Source organism: Agrobacterium sp. ICMP 6402, from assembly GCF_009498615.1.
In the GTDB taxonomy this organism is placed as follows: domain Bacteria; phylum Pseudomonadota; class Alphaproteobacteria; order Rhizobiales; family Rhizobiaceae; genus Agrobacterium; species Agrobacterium burrii.
This window is the reverse complement of record NZ_QSNV01000013.1, coordinates 43,749-67,309: the sequence shown is the minus strand read 5'-3', so window position 1 is coordinate 67,309 and position 23,561 is coordinate 43,749. Positions and strand designations below refer to the sequence as shown.

The window sequence follows — 23,561 nt, the reverse complement described above, 5'->3', positions numbered from 1 at the left end:
TTACTGTCTTTCCTTGAGATGGTTTTCATAACGGGCGCGCGCGCCGGCAATTTCGCCGCGCTCGGAAACTTCAGGCACCGCGACATCCCACCAGTGACCACCGGCCTGCGGCGTCGGGTAAGGGTCGGTATCGATGACGATGACAGTCGTGCGGCTGGAGGCACGGGCGGCAGCAAGCGCCTCTTCGAGTTCGGATATGGTGGAAACCTTGCGTGCATCCGCGCCCATCGAGCCGGCATGGGCCACGAAATCAATGGCGATCGGGTTGACGTTGGTGTGGGCGTAGAGGTTGTTGAACTCCGCGCCGCCGGTTTCCATCTGCAGGCGGTTGATGCAGCCGTAACCGCGATTGTCGGTGATGACGAGCGTGATCTTCACACCCATGGCAACCGATGTCGCAAGCTCGGAATTCATCATCATGTAGGAGCCGTCGCCGACCATGACGATCACGTCGCGGTCCGGTTCCGCCATCTTGATGCCGAGGCCGCCGGCCACTTCATAACCCATGCAGGAGAAGCCGTATTCCATGTGATAGGAGAGCGGCAGCTTGGATTTCCACAGCTGGTGAAGCTCGCCCGGCATGGTGCCTGCGGCGCACATGACGACGGTATTGTCACGCGACTGGCGCTGCACCGCGCCGATGACCTGCATATCTGTCGGCAGGCTGTTCACATGCTCTTCACCCGGTGCCGCCGTATCGGCATCGGCTTTTTCGAACCATGCCGCCTTGAGGCCCGCATCCGGTGCCGCAAAACGGTGACTGCTGAGGGCGGCCGACAGTTTTTCAAGCCCGATCTTGGCATCTGCCGTCAGGCTGATCGCATCATGCTTGGCGCTGTCATAGGGCTGCACGTTAAGCGCCAGGATCTTGCGGTTCGGATTCTTGAACAGCGCCCAGGAACCGGTGGTGAAATCCTGAAAACGGGTGCCGACGCCGAAGACGAGATCGGCCTTTTCGCTGACGATATTGGCGCTTTCGGCACCCGTAACACCGACCGGACCGAAATTGAGATCGTGATCCCAGGCGAGCGCCGATTTTCCGGCCTGCGTTTCGACGACGGGGATGGAATGGGTTTCGGCAAAACGCTTCAGCGTTTCCGTTGCGCCTGCAAAATGCACGCCGCCGCCGGCAACGATAACGGGGTTCTTAGCAGCCTTCAGCGCGGCAACCGCCTCTTCGAATTCCACTACATCCGGCTCAGGACGCCGCTGGCGCCAGACGCGCTTTTCGAAGAAACTTTCGGGGTAATCATAGGCTTCCGCCTGTACATCCTGGCAGAAGGCGAGCGTGACGGGACCGCAATCTGCCGGGTCTGTCATGGTGCGCATGGCGCGGGGAAGGGCGGTCAGCAATTGCTCCGGGCGCATGATGCGGTCGAAATAACGGCTGACCGGGCGGAAGCAGTCATTGACCGTCATGGTGCCATCGCCGAAATCTTCGAGCTGCTGCAGCACGGGGTCCGGGCCGCGATTGGCGAAGACATCGCCCGGGATCAGCAGAACCGGCAGGCGGTTGACATGCGCGAGCGCTGCCGCCGTCACCATATTGGCCGCACCGGGGCCGATGGAGGAGGTGACTGCCATGGCCCGGCGGCGGCGCAGCTGCTTCGAATAGGCAATGGCTGCATGGGCCATGGACTGCTCGTTCTGGCCGCGATAGGTCGGCAGTTCGTCGCGGATGCCATAAAGCGCCTCGCCGATGCCGGCGACGTTGCCATGGCCGAAAATGGCCCACATGCCGGCGATATAGGTTTCGCCGTGTTCATTCATCTGCGCTGCCAGGTAACGAACCATGGCCTGCGCAGCCGTCATTCTGATTGTCTTCACGCTGCCTCTCCCTTTTTGGCGCGCGCCTCATCCCATATGCGGCACAGGCTGGTATAGCGCTGCGCCATGTCCCTGACCGCTTCCTGATCGGTGATCTTGCCGGCGAGCCAGGCCCGTGCGGCGTCTACGAAAATCGTGCGGCCGACGGCGAAACCTTTGACCAGATCGAAGTCGGCGGCAAGGCGGAAGCTTTCCTCCAGCTCGCTTTGTGGCGCGTCGAGACCGAGAACGACGATGCCGCGCACATAAGGATCGTTGCGATGCACGGCGTCGCAGGCGTTTTTCCACGCGGCACGGGTCTTCATCGGCTCCAGCTTCCACCAGTCGGGATAAACCCCGATTTCATAGAAACGCTCGACGATGCGGGCGGCGGTGAGATCGTCGGTCGGGCCGACCTTGGAGGGAATGACCTCCAGCAACATTTCCAGCCGGTTGCGGCGTGTCGCCTGGAACAGACGCATGACCGTCTCCTCCTGTGCGGCGCGCATCTCATCCGTATCGTCAGGGTGATAGAAGCACAGAACCTTAACGACATTTTCAAGCGGCCATTCGGAAAGCCCGCCGAAATCCTTGCCGAGTTCCGGTTCCAGCGTCAGCGGGCGCGAGCCCGGCCATTCCACCGGACGGCCGATCCACAGGCCGGAGCCGCTGGCGGCAAACAGGGCGTCGCGGCCAAGACGACCGTCGCAGAGAATGCCATAACCCGGCCTGTCGCCGGCCACCTGCTGCGCAGCCTCAAGGCATAGCTTCTTGAAAGCGCCGATCTGCTCGTGCTTCACGCCGAGCTCGTCGGCAATGGCCTCCAGCTGCATGCGGTGGTCAAAGGCGAAAACGCGCATCGTATCCCAGTTGCCCTTGCGGTTGGTGGACCAATGCACCTGCTCCAGCGCCTCGTCCTTGCGCAACGCCTTGTTGCGAATGCCGGCCTTGAAGAAATATTGCAGCTCTTCCCAGCTCGGATAGGCAGGCGTACAGCCGTGGCGGGAGACGGCGAAAGCGCCGCAGGCATTGGCGTATTTCAGCGTCGTCGACCAGTCTTCGTCGCGCAGCCAGCCACGAAACAGCCCGGCCATGAAGCCGTCACCGGCGCCCAGAACGTTGAAGACTTCGATCGGAAAACCTTCGCCCGTCTCGCCATCGTCGAGGCTTGCGGGAATGTCGCCGGTGAAGACCGAAGCACCCATCGGCCCGCGCTTGCACACCAGCGTCGCGTTCGAAACCTTGCGCACGGCCTTCAACGCAGCGAGCGTATCGGTGGAGCCGCCGGCGATGTGGAATTCTTCCTCGGTTCCGACGATCAGATCGAAAAGATGCAGGGTGGATTGCAGCTTGGTGGTGACCTTCTGCGATTCGACGAAGCGGCTTTCGCCATCGCCATGGCCGGCAACACCCCAGAGATTGGGCCGGTAGTCGATATCGAGCGCGGTCTTTGCGCCATTTTCGCGGGCGAGTTTCAGCGCTTTCAGCACGGCCGCTTCGGTATTGGGATGGGACAGATGTGTGCCGGTGGCGCAGACGCAGCCAGCTTCAGCAATGAAGGCGGGGTCGATATCGTCTTCGCTCAGCGCCATGTCCGCACAGTTTTCGCGATAGAAAATCAGCGGGAACTGGTTCTGGTCACGAATGCCGAGCAACACCAGCGCGGTCAGCCGCTCCGGATCGGTTTTCACGCCGCGCACGTCGACGCCTTCGCGAACCAGCTGCTCACGGATGAAGCGGCCCATATGCTCATCGCCAACGCGGGTGATGACGGCGCTGTTGAGGCCTAGCCGGGCAGCGCCGGCTGCGATGTTGGTGGGGGAGCCGCCAATATATTTGGCAAAGGAGGCCATGTCCTCCAGACGGCCGCCGACCTGCGAACCGTACAGGTCGACAGACGAGCGCCCGATCGTGATAAGATCAAGTTTTTTCAAAAGGTTCCTCCTTCGGGCCGCCTGTTGCGGCGGCCTGCCTCACATGTTTGGAGCGATATCGGACAAAGCTGCCCGCCCCTTTCGCCATCCCGTTCCGGCAGGCCTCCTCCGCCCACTGTCATCCGTCACGAGACGGACGAATATGGAATGCCCGTTTCATGGATTTGGATCATAAATTCTATTTTTTCCATTTTCAATAAAAATATTCAGGCTGTTTTGCGGGTTCCCACAGCTACGGCCAGCGTAATAGCCAGACAGAGCGTGGCGGAAAGCGAGCGGAATGCGCCGAAATCGATCTCTGTGACCGTCAAAAGTGTTGCGCCGGATTTGCGCAGCGGATTGACGGCAGAATCAGAGAGCGCAACCACCGGAATGCCATTGGCCCGGGCCGTTTCCGCCAGTTCCAGCGTCTCAGTGGAATAGGGGGAAAACGTGATGGCGATCAGGGCGTCATCGCTGGAGATGGCGCTGATATTGCCCAGCCCGCCAACGGCGCTGTGCAGAACCGCTGGCACCTTCATTTTTTCGAAGGCATAGGCAAGGTAACTGGCTATGGGGAACGACCGTCGCAAACCGATAATGTGGACAGTGCGCGCACCAGCCAGTGCCGAAACCGCCTCGTCAAGCTGCCGCGTATCGACCGATTTCAGCAGCATTTCCAGCGAGGAACGACCGGCTTCGACAAATTCCGCAAGCAGGCTGGAGGCACTTTCGTCGCCCTTTTCGCGCAGATGGTCGAGCCGTGTGGTGTAATCCGGCCAGCCGCCGACATAGGAATCGCGAAACAGGCGCTGCATTTCCGAAAAACCGGAAAAGCCCATGATCTGGCAAAACCGCATGAAGGCCGAAGGCTGCACGCCAGCACCCTCTGCCATTTCGGCGACGGTGGAAACGGCAATGCGGTCCTGATTGGAGGCGACATAATCGGCGCATTGCCGCAATCGTTTCGGCAGCCCCTCCGCAACCTGGAGCAATCGCTCCTCAAAAGCCTTCACCGATTCTGGCGCCTCGATTGCCGTCATTGTCGTTCCTTTATGCAGACTGAAATCGTGTGCACTTTAACTCCAGTGGAATTTTTATTCCATTGGGTTTTTTGAGGAAGGGCAAATGAGACGGCGGGGGCTTTGTGCGATCGGTCATCCTCCGTCATTCCGGCCTTGAGCCGGAATCCAGTCGGCGCGCGTCTGCGCGGCGCGAAGAGTCTTTTCACCCCAAGGACTTGGGGTGGCTGGATACCGGCTCAAGGCCGGTATGACGGAGATTATATATATGAACGCGCAACGGCGATGTGTTGGCTCAGTGCAGCCCGCCAACCCCGAGATGCGTATCGATAATATCCGGGTTTTGTGCCAGTTCGCTGGACGGCCCTTCCCAGACGATGCGGCCGCGTTCCATGATAATGGCATGGTCGGCGAAGTCGATGGCCATCTGGATACGTTGTTCGACGAGAAGAATGGTCATTTCGCCTGACTGCGCCAGTTTGGAGAAGGCGGCCATCAGTTCTTCGCAGATGACGGGTGCGAGGCCTTCCAGCGGCTCATCGAGAAGCAGCACCCGCGGCTTCCCGAGAATCGTCCGGGCGGTGGAGAGCATCTGCTGTTCGCCGCCGGAAAGTTGCGAACCGAGATTGCGGCGGCGTTCCTTCAGGCGTGGAAACAGCGTATAGGCCTCCTCGATCGCAGATTTCGGCCGACCTTTGAGGCCGACGAAAAGGTTTTCCTCAACGGTCAGTGTTGGAAACACGTCGCGGGTCTGCGGCACGTAACCGAGGCCGGCTTTGGCGCGGGCGGCACTCGGCAGGGCGGCAATGTCCTGCCCGCCAAGGCGGATATCGCCGGAAAAGCGTTTCGTCTGGCCGGCCAGCGTGGCAAAAAGGCTGGTCTTGCCAACGCCATTGCGGCCGAGAACGGCAAAACGCGAACCTGATGGCACCGAAAGCGACAGGCCTTCGATGACGCGGGTCGGGCCGTAACCGGCGGTCAGGTTCAAGATTTCAAGCGGCGCTGCGGGCATCGGCATAACTTCCCAGATAGGCTTGGCGGACTTCCGCATTGCTGGTGACATCATCAGGCGAACCGTCGAAGATGACGGCGCCGGCCGCGAGAACCACGACACGTTTGGCGAAGCGGAAAACCAGATCCATGTCGTGTTCGATCATCAATATGGCGAGGTCGGCCGGCAGCCGGTCGAGCGCCTGCTCTATGCGCGCCGTTTCCGTCGAAGGCACGCCGGCTGCCGGTTCGTCGAGCAGCAGGATTTTCGGGCGAAGCGCCATGGCAAGCGCGATCTCGATCAGCCGTTGCTGGCCATAGGCGATTTCCCGCACCCTTGTTTCGGCAAGCGCCAGAAGGCCGAGCGTGCCGAGAATATCGCGCGCTTCGCTCATCACCGCGGGCATGGCGCGGTAACGGCCGAAAATCCGGCCGGTCTTTCCTTCCCGCTGGAGAATGGCGAGCGCCACATGTTCTTCAGGCGTCATATCCTGAAACAGCCGCGTGACCTGAAACGAGCGGACGAGTCCGCGCTTCACCCGCTGGCTGGCGCTGAGGCCTGTCACGTCCTCGCCGGCAATGCGCACTGTGCCGGCCGAGGGCTTGATGGTGCCGGTGACGAGATTGACGAAGGTGGTTTTGCCGGCGCCATTGGGGCCGATCAGCACCGTGCGGTCTCCCGGCGACAGCGATAGCGAGACATTATTGGTGACGACGAGGCCACCGAAATTCTTCTGCAGGCCGGAGACTTCGAAAATGGCGCTCATTTGCGATCTCCCCGCAGGCGCGCAATGATCTGTTCGCCTGCGCCGTAAAGCCCGCGTGGTGCAAAGAGCACGACGGCAATCAGCAACAGGCCGACGATCGTCAGCCAATGGAACGGATTGGCGGCGGAAACGACATCCTCAAACCACATGAAGGTGACAGTGCCGATCAGCGCACCATAAAGTGAACCCGCGCCGCCCAGCACCAGCATGACCAGCCCTTCGGCCGAAAGCGTGAAGCTGAGGCTGTCGAGGCCGACGACCTGGGTGGAAATGGCGTTCAGCGCACCGCCAATGCCGGCGACGACGCCTGATATGACGAACATCTTCAAAATGGTGCCGTTGACCGAGCCGCCCATGGCCTGAATGCGGATGCTGTCCTGCTTGACGCCGCGACACAGCATGCCGAAGGGTGAGTTGACGATGACCCTGAGGGCAAGGAAAACGAGGAGTAGCAGACAGACGCCATAGATATAGGCGGTGCGGCCGAAAAGATCGAATTCGAAGGTGCCGAACAGGGCGTCGGGCGAAACGCCTGATAGCCCGTCGCTGCCGCCGGTCCAGTTCGATGCCTTGTTGGCCGCCTCATGGAACAGATGGATGACGGCGATGGAAAGCACCAGCTGCGGCAGGCCGTGGGCGCGCAGCAGAACCGTGCCGGAGAGCAGCCCGGCGACGCCACCTGCTGCCGCGCCGATGGCGGTCATCAGAAGAGGATCGGTGATCTCGAAATGGGCGGCGGCGATGCCGGCGGCATAGGCGCCCGCACCGAAGAGCGCCGCATGACCAAGCGTGGCGACGCCGCAATAACCGGTGACGAGATCGATCGACAGCACCAGCAGTGCAATGGCGATGATACGGGTCAGAAGCGCCAGATTATCCGGAAACAGAAAGTAGCCGATGATGGCGGCGGCGATGATGAGGAGCGGCCCGGCGACAGCGCGCAACGGCGAGCGTGCCTTCGGGGTGTCTGCCGTTGCAGTCAGGTCGTTCATGAGCACCGCCATCTCATTTCGCCCTTCCAAGAAGGCCGCGCGGGAACAACGTGATGATCACGATGACCGCCAGATAAAAGAAGAATTCGCCATATTCGGGGGCGAGATACCGCCCGGTCGTATCGATGGCGCCGAGCAGCAGGCAGGCTATCAGCGCGCCGGGAATGGAGCCCGCGCCGCCGACCGAAACCACCACGAGGAAGGTGACCATATAGCGCAGCGCATAATAGGGTTCGACCGGCAGCAGCTCCGCGCCGATGACCCCGCCCATGGCGGCAAGGCCGACGGCGATGGCGAAGCTGACGGCATAGATGACCTCGGTGCGCACGCCGAGCGCCGCAGCCATGGCGGCATTGTCCACCGCCGCGCGCAGCTTGATGCCGAAGGCGGTCTTTTCAAAAGTGAACCACAGTGTTGCCGCGACGACGAGGCCGCTGACGATGGCGAAGATGCGGTGGGTGGCGATGGTGCGGAAGCCGAGATCGGTGGGGCCGGCCAATTGTTGCGGCAAGGGAATGGTTTTGAGTGTCGGCCCGAACACGAAATTGGCGATGCCGATGATGCAGAAGGTGATGCCGATGGTCATCAGCACCTGCGTCAGTTCAGGTGCGCCGTAAATCCGCCGGTAAAGGAAACGTTCGAGCGGTATGGCGATAATGATGGTGCCGACGATGGCAACGAGGATCGCCGCCGCATAACCGACACCGAGGCCATGGGCGGCATAAGAGGCGAGGTAACCGCCGATCATGGCGAAAGCGCCATGCGCCAGATTGACCACCCGCATCAGCCCCATTGTCACCGATAGACCGATGGAAATGATGAACAGGACCATGCCATAGGCAAGCGCATCGATGAGGATGCTGAAGACCGTCTGCATGTTGAAAAAACTCCTCCCGGTGCTGTTACGCCCGTCCGGGCCGGAACCGAACCGCTGCAAGGCGGTTCGACCGTTTCAAGAATGCCGCCATTGTGGCGGCGATGCCGGTGTCGCCGGTTATTTCGCGGCCGCGAGACCCGGATCGCCCTGTTTTTCGAAGGTCTGGACTTCCTTGTTGTAGTAGGAACCGTCATCGCCCTTGGCGACTTCGCGCAGATAGATGTTCTGCGTGATGTGGCGGCTTTCCGGATCGATGCTGACAGGGCCGCGCGGGCTTGTCCAGGAAAGACCCTTCACCGCCTCGACTGCCTTTTCCGCATCCTGTTTGCCGCCGGTGGCCTCGATCATCTTGCTGATGACATACATGCCGTCAAATGCGCTAACGGAGGGGAAGGACAGTTCCTTCGGATTACCGATCGCCTTGGTGGCGGCTTCCACGAATGTCTTGTTCTCAGGTGAATCATGCGAGACGGCGTAATGAAAGGTCGTCTGCATGCCGAGTGCGGCCTCGCCGAGCGCCGGCAGGTCGGATTCCTGGGTGAGATCGCCCGGCGCGAAAAGCTTGACGCCAGCGGATTTCAGGCCGTTATCGTTGAAGGCCTTGACGAAGCCGAGCGTGGTCGGGCCAGATGGCAGGAAGGCGAAAACCCCTTGAGCGCCTGAATCCTTGACGCGCTGCATGATCGGACTGAAATCATTGGTGGAGAGCGGCATGCGGATGGTTTCCACCACCTCGCCGCCGGCGGCGGTAAATGCCGCCTTGAAGGCGTTCTCGGCATCGACGCCGGGGCCGTAATCGCTGACCAGCGAAATGACCTTCTTCACACCGCCATCAAACGCCACCTTGGCGATGGGGGTGGAGGTCTGCCAGGTGGTGAACGACGTGCGCACCACATAGGGGCTTTTGGTCACGATGGCCGAGGTGGCGGCATTCATGATGACCATCGGCACATTGCCCTGCTTCAGAAGTGGGGTGACGGCCATGGCATCAGGGGTGAAATAGAAGCCGGCAAGATATTGCACGCGTTCCTTCACCACCAGTTCTTGCGCCAGTGCCTTGGACTGCGCCGGATCGGCCTGCGGCACGTCGCGATAGACGACTTCAATGCTATCATCACCGACCTTGTTGCCGTGCAGCGCAAACCAGGCATCAATGCCGGCCTTGAAGTTTTTGCCCTGCAACGCAAAGGGACCGGAGAACGGACCGACCACGCCGACCTTGATCGTCTCGGCATAAGCAGCAGAACTGAAGCAGATGGCCGCGATTGCGGCGGTGATCCGTAATTTCATGATTTCCTCCCAATTGATCCGTGGCTCCCATCCACCGATCCAGGCTGCCAGATTGATGAGTGCGATGACCAAAGTAAAATGAAATAAGGGGGGTAATAAATAACCTGACGGTTATCAATCCCCGCTTCATCCGCGTCCGCCTGCAATGGAACCCACAATAGGGATCGCTGGATGATTCTCAATACAAGGCGTGCCGGTGACCATCGCGGGCGGCTTGTCTGCTAGCTTCCGCGTCTGGATGTCCCGTTATCAAAACCGGCTGCGACCGGGTGACGGGAAAACACGGATTTCATGCGCGCAAAATGATATGCCTTAACCAGTTCTAAGGGGATTGTTCGTAGTCTCGCGAAGCATATTTTGAAATTTATTTGGTGTCTGATGGGCGAATATCAAAATAAAGCTGTTGAGCTGATGCGAAATCGCGTCGGAGAAAGTATACTCAACAACAAGATCGAGCGCCGCGAGGCGTTTCTGCGCAAGGCGCTGGCTCTGTATCACGTCATGGGGGGTACGGGGGAGGGTGTTCAGGCGGCGACGAAGGACATTGCAACCCTGCCGGTGCCAACCGTCGACGTGGCCGTCGGCGATGTCATGTACAAGCTCGCCGCAATCGGCCATGTCGCCGATATCGATATCATTCAGGCCGGTTATAACAAGCTCGACGCCGCGAACCTGCATATCCTCAGCAAAGGCAAGAAGCTGTTGCAGAAACAGCGGGAAAACAAGCTCGCCGCCATCACGACGCCGGCAAAATAAGCGTAATTTCTGTTCCTGCCCGCCAAAAATGCGGTTCAGGGCATGCCCCAGCATCAGGCTGGGGCATGCTATTTCAGACGTCAGGCGACGATCGGAATCCAGATTTCCACAGTGCCCCGTCCTGTTTGCGGATCGAAACGTCGATCATACAGTTCGAAATCGGGGGAGCGGGCAGTTTTAAGGCCGGCATCGGGCAAGACTTTGTTCCAGATCGTATAGACCGTTTTGGGAAGATCCGAGATATGGCCACTATGGGTGAAGACCGCGTAGGATTGCGCGGGCACCTCGATGTGATCCATGCCAGCTGTTTTCTTCAGCGCTTTGACGCCGGCTAGATATGTGCAATTGCCAGCTTCATCCGCAACGCTGCATATGCCGTAAGCGGCCCCGGATACCGCCTCCTCGATATCGTTTTCACGGGTGTTAAAGGCTTGCCAGAGCGCCGGAATAGCGCCGTTGTTCTCCAGCGAGCAGGTGGTGCTGAGACCGACTACCAGGAAGGCCTCGGCGTGGCGCATTTCCGGTGGCTGGACTTCGACGAACATGTCTTTCTTCATTTTGAATGGCTCCATGAGATCAAGGGATGAGGTTGATCGGGCCTTGCGAACAATGCTCGGTAATATGTTGAAATAATTCGCAAAGGCTCGTGTGAACGCCTCATGAGATCCGTATCCCGCACCAAGCGCGACGGTGAGGATGTCAGCATCGCACTGCGCGATGGTTCTGGCCGCCTCGGAAAGTCGACGCGCCCGGACATAGGACATGATCGACAGGCCGGTGGAAAGCTGGAACAATCGGCACATATGATGTGTGCTGATGGCGCAGCGGTCGGACAGGACCGTCAATGTCAGGTTTTTATGCAGATCGGTTTCGATCTGCCAGATGAGCTTGTCCAGAGCGGGCATGGGGTCTCCTGTGGTTCACGCCCGCACCATGCAAAACCGCTCCGCTTCATGCTTGATCGGGTTTGACTTGTTGTCGCGCATGGGCCTGACAATACAGGAGACATCCGAACATTTATCGGATGTTGCGCCGCTGCTTCCAAGTTGACCGGGTGCCAGTGCGTCCCGAAGGTGAACCGCTGGCATGGGGTCCCTGCCTGACGATGTCAGGCGACTTGCGGCGACACGATCTCCTGCCAGGCGTCATACGCGGATAGAACGGTTTCCATCTGCGCCGTGTGGCCGGTGATAAAATCATCGCCATAGATCGTCTCGTCCGGATATTCAGTGATCAGCGTCATCGGCACGGTGTGGCGGTCGTCGATGGAAGACAGGCACGGGAAGCCGTTGATGATGCGGAAACCGGTTTCGCCGGCGTGGATTTCATAAAGCGCGATCTGGCGATTATTGTAGTCCAGAAGGCCCGGAATGGCGCCGAGATGGCGGGTCACCTTGTCGAGCAGGGCTTCGGCCTGGCTTTCCCAATCCGCATGGTGGCGGATGATGAGGAAGAAACCCTTCGGCAGCGTCCACATGGCGAAATTGCGCGGCACATAACCTGATAGAGGCCGGGTCCACTCGTGAGAGGGATAACCGTGCAGGTTCACATGCAGGCTTGCGCCGCTTATGTCCTGCGCCTTGAAGCGGATTTCCTTCTCGTTGAGATGGCTGCCTGAATTTTCCGGCGTGCGATATTCGAGGTCGTCGCCCAGCGCCGTGTAGCGCGCGGCATGGTGCATATGGCGCGGATTGTCGAGGCGAAGCCGCTGATGCAGGGCGTAGCCGTCAGGGTTTTCCAGCGGGGAGATGGTGAAATGCGCGCCGCTGCGGTCTGCGAGTTTGCGGGCGGCGCGGATGGCGCCGACGATGCCGGTGGTTTCATTGGGATGCTGGCCGCCGCTCACCATCACGGCGGCATCGCTGCCGGCCACATAACGGGCGGAAAGGATGCGGCCAGAACGGGAGCGCGCCTCGAAGACTTCGCCGCCGATATCCGCCAGCAGAGCCGAAAGCTGCCCTGCCGCGATCGGTTCACGGGCCGTATCGATCGGCTGTTCGCCGCCGTCGAGGAAGGCGATGGTGAGCTTGCGGGTCTCGATGCGGAGGGAGATTTCGCCTTCGTTTTTGACGATTTCCGGTACGATCTGACCGGGCTTCAGGCCCCGGTCACCCAGCGGGCGGCCGGATTTCTTCTGGAAGAATTCCAGCAGCGAGAAATAGAAATCCTCATGCAGTGCTTCACGCAGGCTGACGACTTCGTCGCCGATGGGCAGGACCATGTCTTCGGCCGGATGCGCGACGCGGATGTTCAGTTCCTCGAAATAGGGTTCTTCATTGCCCCAGCCGTGGTTGGCGACGGCATTGATCGCCGCTTCGAAAAGCTGCTCGTAATCCGTTGCCAGTCGCTCGCCCGTCGCGTCACCGGCAAGCCGGAACCAGCCGGTTGGCGAGACATTGGTTTCGCCGACGATATCGGTGTGAACCCGGTTTGGGGCCGGAACCTTCAGGCTTTCCTTCTTGCCGTTGCGGCTCAGCGTAACGTCATAATGGAAGGCGTCGTCGTCGCGGGCGATGAAATCGATCTTCGCATCGCCCACCAGAGCCGCCAGCGGATAGGCCTCCAGCCGGAAACGGTTGGCGGGCGCATTGGCGTGCACCGGGTAACCCACCTCGATGGCGTCGATGCCTTCCAGATTGATCTCTTCCAGAAAGGTGAAGAGAAGCGGTTTGTAGGCGCTGCGGATACGGGCGCTGACGCCTTTTTTCTTCAGCCTTTCTTCGGCTTCGCGGCGGCTTTTGGCATCATCGAAGGTCCATGCCTCGAAGGACTGGCCGGGCGTGGCGCGGGCGACAAGCGTGTCCAGAGTACGCTCGAAGGTCTGGTCGAAAATCTGGCTCATCTGGATTACCTCGAGGTTCTGCCTGTTGGGTCAAGGCTGTCGCGCAACCAGTCGCCGAGAAGGTTGAGGCCGAGCACGGTGAGCAGGATGGCAAGGCCGGGGAAGACGCTGACCCACCATGCCGTCTGCAAGTAAGTGCGGCCGTCCGCCAGCATGCCGCCCCAGCTCGGAATGGTGGGATCGACGCCGAGGCCGAGGAAGGTGAGGCTGCTTTCAAGCAGGATGTTGTTGGCGACATTGAGCGTCATCAGCACGATGACCGGGCCAATGAGGTTCGGTAGCAGGTGCTGAAGAATGATGCGCCAGTCCTTCACGCCGATGGCGCGGGCAGACAGGATGAATTCCCGCTCCCGCAGCGTCAGCACAGAGCCGCGCACGAGGCGGGCATATTGCACCCATTGCGATATGATCAACAGGATGATGGTGTTGGTAAGGCTGCCGCCGACAATGGCGATGAAGGTGATGGCGAGCAGAATGAAGGGCATGGCGAGCTGGATATCGGCAAAGCGCATGACCAGCATATCCCAGAAACCGCGATAATAACCGGCGACCAGGCCGACCGCGACGCCGAAGATGACCGCGCCGATGACCGAGGTGAAACCGACCAGCAGCGAAATCTTGCCGCCGGCGACGACGCGGGCGAGCACATCCCGTCCGAGTGGATCGGTGCCGAGCGGATGGGCGGCATTGGCAAAGGGCTTGGCAAGGCGCGCCATCAGGTCGATCTTGTCCGCCCCGCCCGGAAACAGCACGTCGGAAAAGACGACTGCAAGGCAGATGACGGTGGTGAGGGACGCGCCGAGGATGAATTCGAGATTGGTGAAGCGCGACAGGCGCGAGGTTTTGGCAGCCATCGTCACTTACTCCGTGCGGATGCGCGGATCGACCAGCCCGTAGGCGATATCGACCAGAAGGTTGATGCCGACGATCATCAGCGACAGCACGGTGATGACGGCCTGAAGCACGGGATAGTCACGCGCGCCGACTGCATCGAAAGCCAGCGTGCCGAGACCCGGCCAGTTGAAGACGCGCTCGATAACGACGATGCCGCCGAGCAGCCCGCCGAATTGCAGACCGAAATAGGTGATGAGCGGAATGGCGCAGTTGCGCAGCGCGTGTTTGTAGAGAACCTTGCTTTCGCTCAGGCCCTTGGCGCGCGCCACCATGATATATTGCGAGCGCAGCGTATCGAGCATGGCGGTGCGCACGAGGCGCACATTGGTGGCGGTGAGGATGACGCCCATCGTCACTGATGGCATGATGTAGCTGGCAAAACCGCCCATGCCGCTGGGCGGCAGCCAGCCGAGCGTGATGGAGAACAGGAGCACCAGCATGGTGGCAAGCCAGAAATTGGGGAATGACAGGCCGATGAGCGAGAAGATGCGGATCACCTGATCGGCCGTCTTGCCGCGTGATGTCGCCGCCTTGATGCCTAGCGGGATGGAGAGCGCGATCGACACGGCCATGGAGATGAAGGCGAGGAGTAACGTGGCGGGCAGGGCATCGGCGATGAGGCGCGAGACCGGCGTGCTGCCGGTGAAGCTGCGGCCGAAATCGAGCGTCACGAGACCCTTCAGGAAGCTGAAATATTGCACGAAGAACGGCCGGTCGGTGCCGAGCGCCGCACGAATGCGTGCCAGATCGTCTTCCGTCATGCTGCCGCCGCCCTGGAACATGGTGACAGCCGGATCGCCCGTCAGGCGGACGGCGAAAGAAACGAGAAGGGTGATGGCGATGACGACAAAAATCGCCTGCAACAATCGCTTGATGAGGAAACCGGCCACGTTTTTTACCTTGAAGAGAGATCCGGCCTTGCCCGCATTGCGGCGGGCAAGGTGTGTTGTTCAGAAAATCAGCCTGATTATTCGACGGTAACGTCGGTAAGCTTCAGGCGGTTGTCCGGCGGTGCGATGAAACCCTTGACCCGCTTGTTGATGCCGTAAATGGCATTGGTGTTGTAAAGCGGAATTTCCAGTGCACGTTCGGCGGCATAAGCGCCGACTTCCTTGAGGATCTTTTCGCGCTCGGCACGGTCGGTCAGCGGACGCTGCGATTCCAGCAACTTGTCCAGTTTCTCGTCCTTGTCGTAAGGGTTCCACTTTTCACCCGAGTGATACATGGAATAGGCCGTGTTATCGTAATCGAAGGTCCAGCCGCCCCATTTCTGCTGGAACATCGCGCCAGTTTTGCCCTGCGGGATGATGTCGTTCAGGAGAACGTTGGTTTCATAAGGCTTGATGGTGGCGGTGATGCCGACCATGGACAGATAGCTGGAAATGACCTGCGCCACTTCGTTCATCGTCGCATCATTGCCTCTGATATCGATCTGCAACGCCGCACCCGGCTTGACGCCGGCTTCTGCGAGAAGCTTCTTCGCACCATCAGGATCGTAAGGCAGCGGCTTCAGTTCCGGATCATAACCGAAAGACAGCGCGCTCTGGAAGCTGGCGATTTCCGAGGCCTGGCCGGCGAGGATCGACTTGACGATGGTGCCGCGATCAACGGCCATGATGATCGCCTTGCGCACCTTCGGATCGGCGGTGATGCCGTCACGGGTGTTGAAACGCAGCGCATCGACCGTCGGGCCGGGCACGCTGACGATCTGAAGCTTGGAATCGCCTTCGATGACAGGGATCATGCCGATCGGGATGGTCGGCGGAATGACGAGATCGACGCGGCCTGCCTGCAATTCGGCAACGGCGGTCGCCGGCTCGGCAATGAAGCGATATTCCAGTTCGGAAAGCTTTGGCGCACCGCCCCAGTAATCCGGGTTGGCTTCCAGCTTGATGTTGGTCTTCGGCTGATAGGAGACGAATTTGAACGCGCCGGTGCCGACAGGGTTGAGGTTGAAATTGTCCTCGCCCTTTTCCTTGATGTAGGCAGGCGGAACGATCATGCCGCCATAACCGGCAAGCTTGGTGAGCAGCACCGGATCCGGTGCCTTCAGCTTCATGTCGACGGTGTAGTCGTCGATGACATCGACGCTTTCGATGGCGACGTAGTTGGAGCGCTGCGGGCCTTTTGCACCTTGTTCGCCGAGAAGGCGCTCGAAGGTGAACTTGACGGCGGCGGCGTTGAAGGGCTCGCCATTGTGGAACTTGACGTTCTGGCGCAGCTTGAAGCGGATGCGCTTGCCCTCGTCCAGCTCTTCCCAGGATTCGGCAAGGCCGGGAACCAGTTTCAGGTCCGGGCCGCGATAGGTCAGGCCATCGAAGATGTTGGTGGCCACAGCCGCCCATTGCACGAGGAAGGTGTCGATCGGATCCCAGCTGCCGGGGTCCTGCGGGCTGGAAATGGTCATCTTGCCGGCGGCGAAAGCCGGTGCTGCGGTGAAGGCCGTGCCGGCCAGCGCAAGCGCGACGAACGTTGTCGTCATCCCCTTTTTGATATTTGTCATCTACCTGTTCCTCTTCAGATGGTTGCGGTTTTTCGCGGTTGTTCAGGCGCTCTTTGCGATAAAGTGGCCCGGATTGATTTCCTCATGGGCGAGAATGGCCGGCTCATCGCCGACACGGCGCACGGGGTTGGGTATTTCGCCCTCGATCATGGCGATGCGGCGCTCGACGGACGGGTCGGCAACCGGCACGGCCGAAAGCAGACGGCGGGTATAATCATGCGTCGGCGTTTCGAAGACCTGCTGGCGGCTGCCCATTTCCATGATCTGGCCGAGATAAAGCACGGCGACGCGATGGCTCATCTTTTCCACCACCGCCATGTCATGGCTGATGAACAGGTAAGCGAGACCGCGCTCGGCCTGCAAATCCATGAACAGATTGATGATCTGCGCCTGAATGGAGACATCGAGCGCCGACAGTGCCTCATCGGCGATGATGAGTTTCGGGTCGGAGGCGAGCGCGCGGGCAATGCAGACACGCTGGCGCTGGCCGCCGGAAAACTCGTGCGGATAACGCGATGCATGTTCGGAGCTGAGGCCCACACGCTCCAGCAATTCATCCACCCGCCGCCGTACCGCCTTCTGATCATTGATCAAACCATGGGTGTTGATCGGCTCGGCAATCGAGAAACCGACCGTCTTGCGCGGATCGAGAGAGGCGAAGGGGTCCTGGAAGATGTATTGCACCTGCTGGCGCATGCGGAACCGTTCCGCCGACGACATCTGCGAATAGCTGCGTCCGTTGAAGGCAATTTCACCTGATACGGCTGTCTGCAACTGCTGGATGGTGCGGCCGATGGTGGATTTGCCGGAACCGGATTCGCCCACCAGCGCCAGTGTTTCGCCGGCATGAATATCGAAGCTGACCTTCTGCACTGCGCTGCAACGGTGCGTCGCCTTGCCGAACAGGTTCTTGCGAATATCGAAGCGAACGAACAGATCCTTGACCGACAGCAGCGGCTTGTCATCGTATTTCGCGGTGTTCTGCACACGCTCTTCGCCGACTATGACCGGCTGGCCATCCTGCAACACGGTGAGCGGCAGGCGCTTGGGAAACTCTTCACCGGTCATGCTGCCGAGGCGCGGCACGGCGGAAAGCAGGGCGCGCGTATAGGGATGCTGCGGATTGGCGAAGATATCCTTGACCGGACCTTCCTCGACCTTCTTGCCCTTCCACATAACGACAACGTCATCGGCCATTTCCGCCACCACGCCCATATCGTGGGTGATGAAGACCATGCCCATGCCGAGCTTCTTCTGCAGGTCGCGCATGATGTTGAGAATCTGTGCCTGAATGGTGACATCCAGCGCTGTCGTCGGCTCGTCGGCGATCAACAGCTTCGGCCGGCAGGCGAGCGCCATGGCGATCATTACCCGCTGGCGCATGCCGCCGGAAAGCTGGTGCGGATAACGGTGCAAAAGCTCGGCCGCATCGGGCAGGCGCACCATGTCGAGCAGTTGCTTTGCCTGCTCCATAGCAGCCGTCTTGCCCAGCTTCTCATGCAGAACAAGCACTTCACAGATCTGGTCGCCGATGGTGAAGACCGGGTTGAGCGAGGTCATCGGCTCCTGGAAGATCATGGCGATCTCCTTGCCACGGATCGACCGCATCTCCTTCTGAGAGGCCTTCAGCAGATCACGGCCTTCGAACAGGATACGACCTGCGGGGTAAGTCGCGCCCATCATGTCCGCAAGACGCATGGTCGAAAGCGAGGTGACCGATTTGCCCGATCCGGATTCGCCGACGATCGCCACCGTCCTGCCGGCTTCCACGGAAAAGGATATGTCGTCCACGACGCGGCTGTCGCCGAACTCGACGCTCAGGCCTTCGACCGAGAGGAGGGCGTTGCGGTTTGCGGCAGTCATGTCAGCGTCTCCGGCTTGGCGTGCGCGGCAATTCTGGCGCGGCCATCTGAATTATGGAAGGGCAAAGGGGCGTCGGACAGGCGTTTGGTATCAATCTCTGAGCAAAAAACGTGAATGCCGGGGAGAAGCGCATGGTGTCTCACGCCGCCTCAAGGGCGCAATGCGCATCGGATGAGGCCGGCAAGCGCGGATATTGCGATCTTGCCCCGGCTCTGAAAGCTACCGCGTCGGTGCCGGCAAAAAGCCCGGCATCGGCCCCGGAATCGATGTTGCGCATGAAACTGTATTCCCCACCCTTGTTTTACAAAAAAGCTAACAAACCCCGACAATCATGTCCAGAGTGTTGAACAATTTTTGTGTACTGCTCTACAAATGCGCAGGTGCATTTATTTTGGGCGCGGGGTGTTCTGGCCACCGGGCGAGGAGAATCCGATGGCTTTCGGTCGCTTTAAAAAGGGTCGCCGCTGGCTGGACTGAGGGCATATGGATGTACGGGTTCTCGCCATACACGAACTGGTGCTCGGGCTTGAACCGGTACTCCATTGCTTTTAACGGTTTGTGGATTCTGGATTAAATCCGGAAAGTTGCGCGGGCGAATTTTATCTTGATGTCGCAATGGTAGAGGTACTGCTATTCGTCGCCCGTGGCGCATGAAGTAATTCAACAAGGATACCGAACATGACGAATAGAACGGGTGCGGTCAGATTATCCGGCTTCCTGCGGTGCGCATCGGTGGAGGATATCCAGCTTGTGGAAACCCATCTTCCAGCGCACCTTCGTCTGACCAGAGCGGAACCCGGCTGCATTTCCTTTGACGTCACTCAGACCGACGATCCTCTGATCTGGCGAGTGGAGGAACTTTTTGTCGATCGCGCCGCCTTTGATTTCCATCAGCAGCGGACGCGGGCATCGGAGTGGTTCACTGCCACCTCCGCCATTCCACGGGATTATGAGATAGTGACGCTGGCTTGAATGCAGATCGGCCGCATCGACATTACTGCCGGCTGCGGCCTGATCAGAGTTTGACGGGGCCTATTCCCGCGGCATGCCGACTGGTGGGGCGAGGCGCCGTTGCGCGGCAATGCGGAAGGGCGCGTTCATCGCACCATAACCGGCATAAGCCCCACGCCGCTCGATGATCTCGAAGAAGAAACCTTCACCGAAAGTGCGGCTATAGATCTGGAAATATTCACCATTGTCGTCGCGGTCATAAAGAATGCTCGCCTCCCGCAAGGCATCGGAAAATTCCGGTTCAAGCCCGAAACGGGCTTCGAGGTCGTCGTAATAATTGCGGGAGATCGGCAGGGCGTGGAAACCGCGCGCCTGCATTGCCTTGGCGGTGGCGAAAATATCGTCGGTGGCAAACGCGATGTGCTGGATGCTGGTGCCGAAACCCTCGGCCAGAAATTTGCCGGCAAAGGTCTTGCGGTTGTCCGCGCCGTTCATGGTCAGGCGGAAATGCGGTGAGGGAACGCTTTCGATCGCTTGGCTGCGCACCAGACCGCCCGGATCGACGACATCGATCATCGGCGTGCGGCGGGTGGAAAACAGCGAGGCGTAAAACAGAAGCCAGGTCAGCATTTCATCATAATGCGTTGTTTGTGCGAGATGATCGATACGTTTCAGCCCGGCATCGTCGGCTGCCTTCTGTCCCTGCGTCGGCACGAATTCATTGTCCCAGATGGAGGCGAGCGCCGGCGAACCGTCAAGGAAATAGATGACGCCATTGCCCACGCCCTGGATGGCGGGAACGGCGACTTCGCCCGTCTTGCGCGGTTCAGTGAAGGTCGGCGCGCCGAGCGCTTCTGCTCGGGCAAGGGCTGCCTGCGCATCATCGACCTTCAGGCCGAAGGCATAGGCATTGGTGCCGTGGATGGAATAGGACGCACCGGCGAAACTGTCGCCTTCATCGCTGGTATTGATGACAATACGGATATCGCCCTGCGTATAAAGATTGACATCGCGATTGCGGTGCTTGCCGGTTCTTTCGAAGCCGAGCGTGGCGAGCAATGTCTCCAGATGGGCTTTTTCTTCCGGTGCCGTGGTGAATTCGACGAATTCCACCCCTTGCGTTTGCACCCGCTCTGGCATGGCCGGCACATCGATGCGAATATCAGGCTCGAGACGGCACACCTGATCCATGAGGTTGATGAGCGAACGGTGTCCGTCTTCGGCGAGCAGGCGGGCTGAGCCACCGCGGAACTGGTCGTTGAAGATTTCCAGCGATAGCGGGCCGCTATAGCCGGTGGCGGCGACCGCACGCATAAAATCCACCACCGGCAGGTCGCCTTCGCCTGGCATGTTGCGGAAATGGCGGCTCCAGTAGAGCAGGTCCATGTCGATCAGCGGCGCATCGGCCAGCTGCACGATGAAAATCTTGTCGCCGGGAATGGAGCGGATCGAATTGGGATCAATCTTGCGCGACAGCGTGTGGAAACTGTCGAGAATGATGCCGACATTGGCGTGGTCGGCGCGGCGCACCACTTCCCATGCGTCGCGGTGATCGCTGATATGCCGGCCCCAGGCCAGCGCCTCGTAACCGACGCGCACGCCGTGTTTTGCCGCAAGCTCGCCAAGGTCATGGAAATCGGCGGCGGCGCGGTCGATGCCGCCGAGCGATACCGGCGAGACATTGGAACAGATCAGCATTAGCTCGGTGCCAAGTTCGCCCATGATATCGAATTTTCGCTGGGCGCGGTCGAAGGCGCGGGCGCGGTGCGGTTCCGGCATGCCCTCGAAATCGCGGAATGGCTGGAAAAGCGTGATATCCAGACCGTGATCGGCGGCCAGCGCCTTCACCTCGCGCGGTGAGGCGTCATAGGTCAGGAAATCATTTTCGAAAATCTCCACGCCACTGAAGCCCGCCTTGGCGATGGCCGCAAGCTTTTCGGGAAATTCTCCGCTGATCGACACGGTTGCGATGGATGTGCGCATTGGCATGCTCTGTCTGCCTGTGTCATAGCTCGCCATATTGCCTTCCTTTTCAGCCTTATGTACTGATTGGTTAATACTCAGGGCGTGACCGCAGGCCGCCGCCCCACCGATGGAATGGATGATGACCAAAAGCGCGACGTCGAACGGAACCCGAGACAGCCGGCAGGCGAAGCGCGATCCGGAAGGGGTTCGCCGCGACATTCTTTCGGTGGCCATGGAAGAGTTTTCGCAGAACGGTCTTTCCGGTGCCCGCATCGATGAAATTGCGGCCCGCACGCGCACGTCCAAGCGCATGATCTATTATTATTTCAGCGACAAGGAGAGCCTCTACCAGCGCGTGCTTGAGGAAGCCTATGCCAAGGTGCGCGGCGGTGAAAGCGATCTGGAGCTTGACGATCTGGAGCCGGCGGCGGCGCTCGACAAGCTCTGTCGGTTCACCTTCGACCACCACCGGCGCAATCCGGCCTTCATCCGCATGGTGATGATCGAAAACATTCACCACGGCCGCCACATGCAGTCCTCCGAAACGATCCGCCAGTTGAACCGGCCGGCCATCGACGCGCTGGAAAGCGTGCTGCTGCGCGGCCAGAAAGGCGGCATCTTCCGCGATGGCATCGATGCGCTGGAACTGCACTGGCAGATCAGCGCACTGTCCTTCTTCAACGTTTCGAACGCCGAGACCTTTTCGTTCATCTTCGGCGACGGCCTGTTTACCGAAAACGGTCAGGAGACATTGTCGCGGCATGTCAGCGACATGGTACTGCGTTATGTGCTGACGCCCGCCCATATCACGACGATCGGGAAAAACGGTTGATGAGGTGGCGAAGCGCCACTTCGTAACCTTCGATGCCGAGACCGGCGATTACGCCTTCGGCGCGGGTCGAGACGTAGGAATGGTGGCGGAAAACCTCGCGTTTGTGGATGTTGGAAATATGGACCTCGATGACAGGTGCCTCGAAGGCATTCAGCGCATCAAGGATCGCCACTGATGTGTGGGTAAACGCGCCGGGATTGATGACAATGCCTGACGATTTGCCCCGCGCGTCGTGAATCCAGTCGATCAGCTCATATTCGCGGTTGCTCTGGGCGAAGAACAGCTCATGGCCGGCAGCATCGGCCACCTTGCGGCAGTTAGTCTCCACATCGGCCATGGTCTCATAGCCGTAGATTTCCGGCTGGCGCTGGCCGAGCAGGTTGAGATTGGGTCCGTTCAAAACAGTAAAAAGGCTCATGCCACCCCCTCCGCCATGCAAAGTTCGGTGAAATGCGCCGTCATCCGTTCCGCATCCGGCTCGCGGCCGCAGAAGAGACGGAATGCGCCGACGGCCTGAAACACGGTCATGCCGCCGCCGGGCAGGGTGCGACAGCCTTTTGTTGCTGCCGTCGCCAGAAGCTCGGTGACCAGCGGCATATAGACGATATCGGCCACCCAGTGCCGCTGTTCGATGAGATCGGCCGCAACCGGCATGCCGGGGTGAGCGGGCATACCCATTGGCGTCGCATGGATGAGACCATCGGCGAACGGCAGGGAGGTACCCGGGTCGTCAACGGCAAAGGCGCGGCCTTCGCCGAAACGGGCATTGAGTTCGCCGGCCAACCTTTCCGCCCGCGGGAAATCGCGGTCGAAAATGTCGAGACGGGCGATGTCGAGCTTCAGCGCGGCGTGGGCCACGGCCACACCCGCACCGCCAGCGCCGACCAGCAGCGCCCGGTCACGTTTCGCATCCGGCAGGCCGCGCACGAAACTTTCGTAAAAACCGTACCAGTCGGTATTGTGACCAATGCGGCGGCCGTCCCGGAACACAACGGTATTGACCGCGCCAAGCATGCAGGCGTCGTCAGACAGTTCGTGCAGATGCGGAATGACCGCCTGCTTGAACGGATGGGTAATGTTGGTGCCGGCAAAGCCGCGCGTCTCAAGCTCATCCAGCAGATCGGCAAGGGCGCTGGCCGGCAGTTTGCGGGCGGTGACATCCACCGGCTCATAGGAATAATCGAGCCCATGGGCCGCACCTTCGCGCATGTGCAGCGCGGGCGATTTGGAAAGCTGGATATCGGCGCCAATCAGGCCGACCTTGAATGCGGTTTTCTCTGTCATGATCACGGGTCGCT

Annotated in this window: 21 protein-coding genes; 3 read left to right on the top strand and 18 right to left on the bottom strand. The window is 59.9% G+C overall.

Annotated features, from left to right (window positions below; all coding sequences use genetic code 11):
• From iolD to DXT96_RS24425, 8 genes are all read right to left on the bottom strand, one after another.
• Positions 1-1,827 (bottom strand): 3D-(3,5/4)-trihydroxycyclohexane-1,2-dione acylhydrolase (decyclizing), encoded by a 1,827-nt coding sequence (gene iolD, locus DXT96_RS24460; protein WP_371418990.1) that lies wholly within the window; start codon positions 1,825-1,827, stop codon positions 1-3.
• Positions 1,824-3,740, bottom strand: coding sequence for a 5-dehydro-2-deoxygluconokinase (gene iolC / locus DXT96_RS24455; RefSeq protein ID WP_153516860.1), 1,917 nt, complete (start codon positions 3,738-3,740; stop codon positions 1,824-1,826). Before iolC ends, iolD begins: the two co-directional genes overlap by 4 nt.
• Before the next feature lie 206 nt (positions 3,741-3,946).
• A complete protein-coding gene (locus DXT96_RS24450) occupies positions 3,947-4,762 on the bottom strand; it encodes a MurR/RpiR family transcriptional regulator (RefSeq protein WP_149901555.1) in 816 nt (271 codons plus the stop codon).
• A 274-nt stretch (positions 4,763-5,036) separates the two neighbouring features.
• Complete coding sequence (locus DXT96_RS24445) at positions 5,037-5,753, bottom strand: ABC transporter ATP-binding protein (RefSeq protein ID WP_149901554.1); 717 nt, start codon at positions 5,751-5,753, stop codon at positions 5,037-5,039.
• Positions 5,734-6,498 carry an ABC transporter ATP-binding protein gene (locus tag DXT96_RS24440; protein WP_153516859.1) on the bottom strand — a complete coding sequence of 255 codons (765 nt, stop codon included), beginning with the start codon at positions 6,496-6,498 and terminating at the stop codon, positions 5,734-5,736. The genes DXT96_RS24445 and DXT96_RS24440 overlap by 20 nt, the downstream gene beginning before the upstream one ends.
• Entirely contained in the window at positions 6,495-7,502 is a 1,008-nt protein-coding gene (locus DXT96_RS24435; RefSeq protein ID WP_149901552.1) for a branched-chain amino acid ABC transporter permease, read from the bottom strand. The genes DXT96_RS24440 and DXT96_RS24435 overlap by 4 nt, the downstream gene beginning before the upstream one ends.
• Before the next feature lies 1 nt (position 7,503).
• Positions 7,504-8,367: a branched-chain amino acid ABC transporter permease gene (locus tag DXT96_RS24430; protein ID WP_153516858.1), complete on the bottom strand. Its 864-nt coding sequence runs from the start codon at positions 8,365-8,367 to the stop codon at positions 7,504-7,506.
• 117 nt (positions 8,368-8,484) lie between these two features.
• Positions 8,485-9,657 carry an ABC transporter substrate-binding protein gene (locus DXT96_RS24425; protein ID WP_153516857.1) on the bottom strand — a complete coding sequence of 391 codons (1,173 nt, stop codon included), beginning with the start codon at positions 9,655-9,657 and terminating at the stop codon, positions 8,485-8,487.
• A 378-nt stretch (positions 9,658-10,035) separates the two neighbouring features.
• Between DXT96_RS24425 and DXT96_RS24420 the strand changes: the two genes are divergently transcribed.
• Positions 10,036-10,413, top strand: a complete 378-nt coding sequence (locus DXT96_RS24420; RefSeq protein ID WP_153516856.1) for a hypothetical protein — start codon at positions 10,036-10,038, stop codon at positions 10,411-10,413.
• An 80-nt stretch (positions 10,414-10,493) separates the two neighbouring features.
• Here the strand turns inward: DXT96_RS24420 and DXT96_RS24415 are convergent, their stop codons facing one another.
• The 7 genes from DXT96_RS24415 to DXT96_RS27010 all read right to left on the bottom strand — a co-directional run bounded on the left by DXT96_RS24415 (position 10,494) and on the right by DXT96_RS27010 (position 18,792).
• Positions 10,494-11,318, bottom strand: coding sequence for an AraC family transcriptional regulator (locus DXT96_RS24415; protein ID WP_153516855.1), 825 nt, complete (start codon positions 11,316-11,318; stop codon positions 10,494-10,496).
• A gap of 203 nt (positions 11,319-11,521) precedes the next feature.
• Positions 11,522-13,255: a M14 family metallopeptidase gene (locus DXT96_RS24410; protein ID WP_153516854.1), complete on the bottom strand. Its 1,734-nt coding sequence runs from the start codon at positions 13,253-13,255 to the stop codon at positions 11,522-11,524.
• Positions 13,256-13,260: 5 nt separating this feature from the next.
• A complete protein-coding gene (locus DXT96_RS24405) occupies positions 13,261-14,109 on the bottom strand; it encodes an ABC transporter permease (RefSeq protein WP_149901547.1) in 849 nt (282 codons plus the stop codon).
• A 6-nt stretch (positions 14,110-14,115) separates the two neighbouring features.
• Positions 14,116-15,039 carry an ABC transporter permease gene (locus DXT96_RS24400; RefSeq protein WP_188356158.1) on the bottom strand — a complete coding sequence of 308 codons (924 nt, stop codon included), beginning with the start codon at positions 15,037-15,039 and terminating at the stop codon, positions 14,116-14,118.
• Positions 15,040-15,116: 77 nt separating this feature from the next.
• Positions 15,117-16,652: an ABC transporter substrate-binding protein gene (locus tag DXT96_RS24395; RefSeq protein WP_153516853.1), complete on the bottom strand. Its 1,536-nt coding sequence runs from the start codon at positions 16,650-16,652 to the stop codon at positions 15,117-15,119.
• Positions 16,653-16,694: 42 nt separating this feature from the next.
• Entirely contained in the window at positions 16,695-18,515 is a 1,821-nt protein-coding gene (locus DXT96_RS24390) for an ABC transporter ATP-binding protein (RefSeq protein WP_153516852.1), read from the bottom strand.
• Between the two features lie 139 nt (positions 18,516-18,654).
• Positions 18,655-18,792 (bottom strand): hypothetical protein, encoded by a 138-nt coding sequence (locus DXT96_RS27010; protein ID WP_174375138.1) that lies wholly within the window; start codon positions 18,790-18,792, stop codon positions 18,655-18,657.
• A gap of 401 nt (positions 18,793-19,193) precedes the next feature.
• On the opposite strand from DXT96_RS27010, the gene DXT96_RS24385 reads away from it, so the two are divergent.
• On the top strand, positions 19,194-19,487 hold the full coding sequence (locus DXT96_RS24385) for a putative quinol monooxygenase (RefSeq protein WP_153516851.1): 294 nt from the start codon (positions 19,194-19,196) through the stop codon (positions 19,485-19,487).
• A gap of 60 nt (positions 19,488-19,547) precedes the next feature.
• Here DXT96_RS24385 and DXT96_RS24380 read toward each other — a convergent pair whose 3' ends face one another.
• Positions 19,548-21,449, bottom strand: coding sequence for a bifunctional sugar phosphate isomerase/epimerase/4-hydroxyphenylpyruvate dioxygenase family protein (locus tag DXT96_RS24380; RefSeq protein WP_153516894.1), 1,902 nt, complete (start codon positions 21,447-21,449; stop codon positions 19,548-19,550).
• Positions 21,450-21,570: 121 nt separating this feature from the next.
• Between DXT96_RS24380 and DXT96_RS24375 the strand changes: the two genes are divergently transcribed.
• The gene (locus tag DXT96_RS24375) at positions 21,571-22,263 is read left to right on the top strand and encodes a TetR/AcrR family transcriptional regulator (protein WP_149901543.1); all 693 of its coding nucleotides are present in this window, start codon (positions 21,571-21,573) and stop codon (positions 22,261-22,263) included.
• On the opposite strand, the gene aroQ is transcribed toward DXT96_RS24375, so the two are convergent.
• Both aroQ and DXT96_RS24365 read right to left on the bottom strand, forming a co-directional pair.
• A complete protein-coding gene (gene aroQ / locus DXT96_RS24370) occupies positions 22,238-22,681 on the bottom strand; it encodes a type II 3-dehydroquinate dehydratase (RefSeq protein ID WP_153516850.1) in 444 nt (147 codons plus the stop codon). The genes DXT96_RS24375 and aroQ overlap by 26 nt on opposite strands.
• Positions 22,678-23,547: a shikimate dehydrogenase gene (locus tag DXT96_RS24365; RefSeq protein ID WP_153516849.1), complete on the bottom strand. Its 870-nt coding sequence runs from the start codon at positions 23,545-23,547 to the stop codon at positions 22,678-22,680. Before DXT96_RS24365 ends, aroQ begins: the two co-directional genes overlap by 4 nt.
• Positions 23,548-23,561: the final 14 nt, after the last annotated feature.

What these genes read in the sequence shown, in the direction of transcription:
- DXT96_RS24450 (WP_149901555.1), bottom strand. Translation starts at nt 4,762, where the DNA reads ATGACGGCAATCGAGGCGCCAGAATCGGTGAAGGCTTTTGAGGAGCGA.
- DXT96_RS24445 (WP_149901554.1), bottom strand. Translation starts at nt 5,753, where the DNA reads ATGCCCGCAGCGCCGCTTGAAATCTTGAACCTGACCGCCGGTTACGGC.
- DXT96_RS24440 (WP_153516859.1), bottom strand. Translation starts at nt 6,498, where the DNA reads ATGAGCGCCATTTTCGAAGTCTCCGGCCTGCAGAAGAATTTCGGTGGC.
- DXT96_RS24435 (WP_149901552.1), bottom strand. Translation starts at nt 7,502, where the DNA reads ATGGCGGTGCTCATGAACGACCTGACTGCAACGGCAGACACCCCGAAG.
- DXT96_RS24430 (WP_153516858.1), bottom strand. Translation starts at nt 8,367, where the DNA reads ATGCAGACGGTCTTCAGCATCCTCATCGATGCGCTTGCCTATGGCATG.
- DXT96_RS24425 (WP_153516857.1), bottom strand. Translation starts at nt 9,657, where the DNA reads ATGAAATTACGGATCACCGCCGCAATCGCGGCCATCTGCTTCAGTTCT.
- DXT96_RS24420 (WP_153516856.1), top strand. Translation starts at nt 10,036, where the DNA reads ATGGGCGAATATCAAAATAAAGCTGTTGAGCTGATGCGAAATCGCGTC.
- DXT96_RS24415 (WP_153516855.1), bottom strand. Translation starts at nt 11,318, where the DNA reads ATGCCCGCTCTGGACAAGCTCATCTGGCAGATCGAAACCGATCTGCAT.
- DXT96_RS24410 (WP_153516854.1), bottom strand. Translation starts at nt 13,255, where the DNA reads ATGAGCCAGATTTTCGACCAGACCTTCGAGCGTACTCTGGACACGCTT.
- DXT96_RS24405 (WP_149901547.1), bottom strand. Translation starts at nt 14,109, where the DNA reads ATGGCTGCCAAAACCTCGCGCCTGTCGCGCTTCACCAATCTCGAATTC.
- DXT96_RS24395 (WP_153516853.1), bottom strand. Translation starts at nt 16,652, where the DNA reads ATGACAAATATCAAAAAGGGGATGACGACAACGTTCGTCGCGCTTGCG.
- DXT96_RS24390 (WP_153516852.1), bottom strand. Translation starts at nt 18,515, where the DNA reads ATGACTGCCGCAAACCGCAACGCCCTCCTCTCGGTCGAAGGCCTGAGC.
- DXT96_RS27010 (WP_174375138.1), bottom strand. Translation starts at nt 18,792, where the DNA reads ATGCGCAACATCGATTCCGGGGCCGATGCCGGGCTTTTTGCCGGCACC.
- DXT96_RS24385 (WP_153516851.1), top strand. Translation starts at nt 19,194, where the DNA reads ATGACGAATAGAACGGGTGCGGTCAGATTATCCGGCTTCCTGCGGTGC.
- DXT96_RS24380 (WP_153516894.1), bottom strand. Translation starts at nt 21,449, where the DNA reads ATGCGCACATCCATCGCAACCGTGTCGATCAGCGGAGAATTTCCCGAA.
- DXT96_RS24375 (WP_149901543.1), top strand. Translation starts at nt 21,571, where the DNA reads ATGACCAAAAGCGCGACGTCGAACGGAACCCGAGACAGCCGGCAGGCG.
- aroQ (WP_153516850.1), bottom strand. Translation starts at nt 22,681, where the DNA reads ATGAGCCTTTTTACTGTTTTGAACGGACCCAATCTCAACCTGCTCGGC.
- DXT96_RS24365 (WP_153516849.1), bottom strand. Translation starts at nt 23,547, where the DNA reads ATGACAGAGAAAACCGCATTCAAGGTCGGCCTGATTGGCGCCGATATC.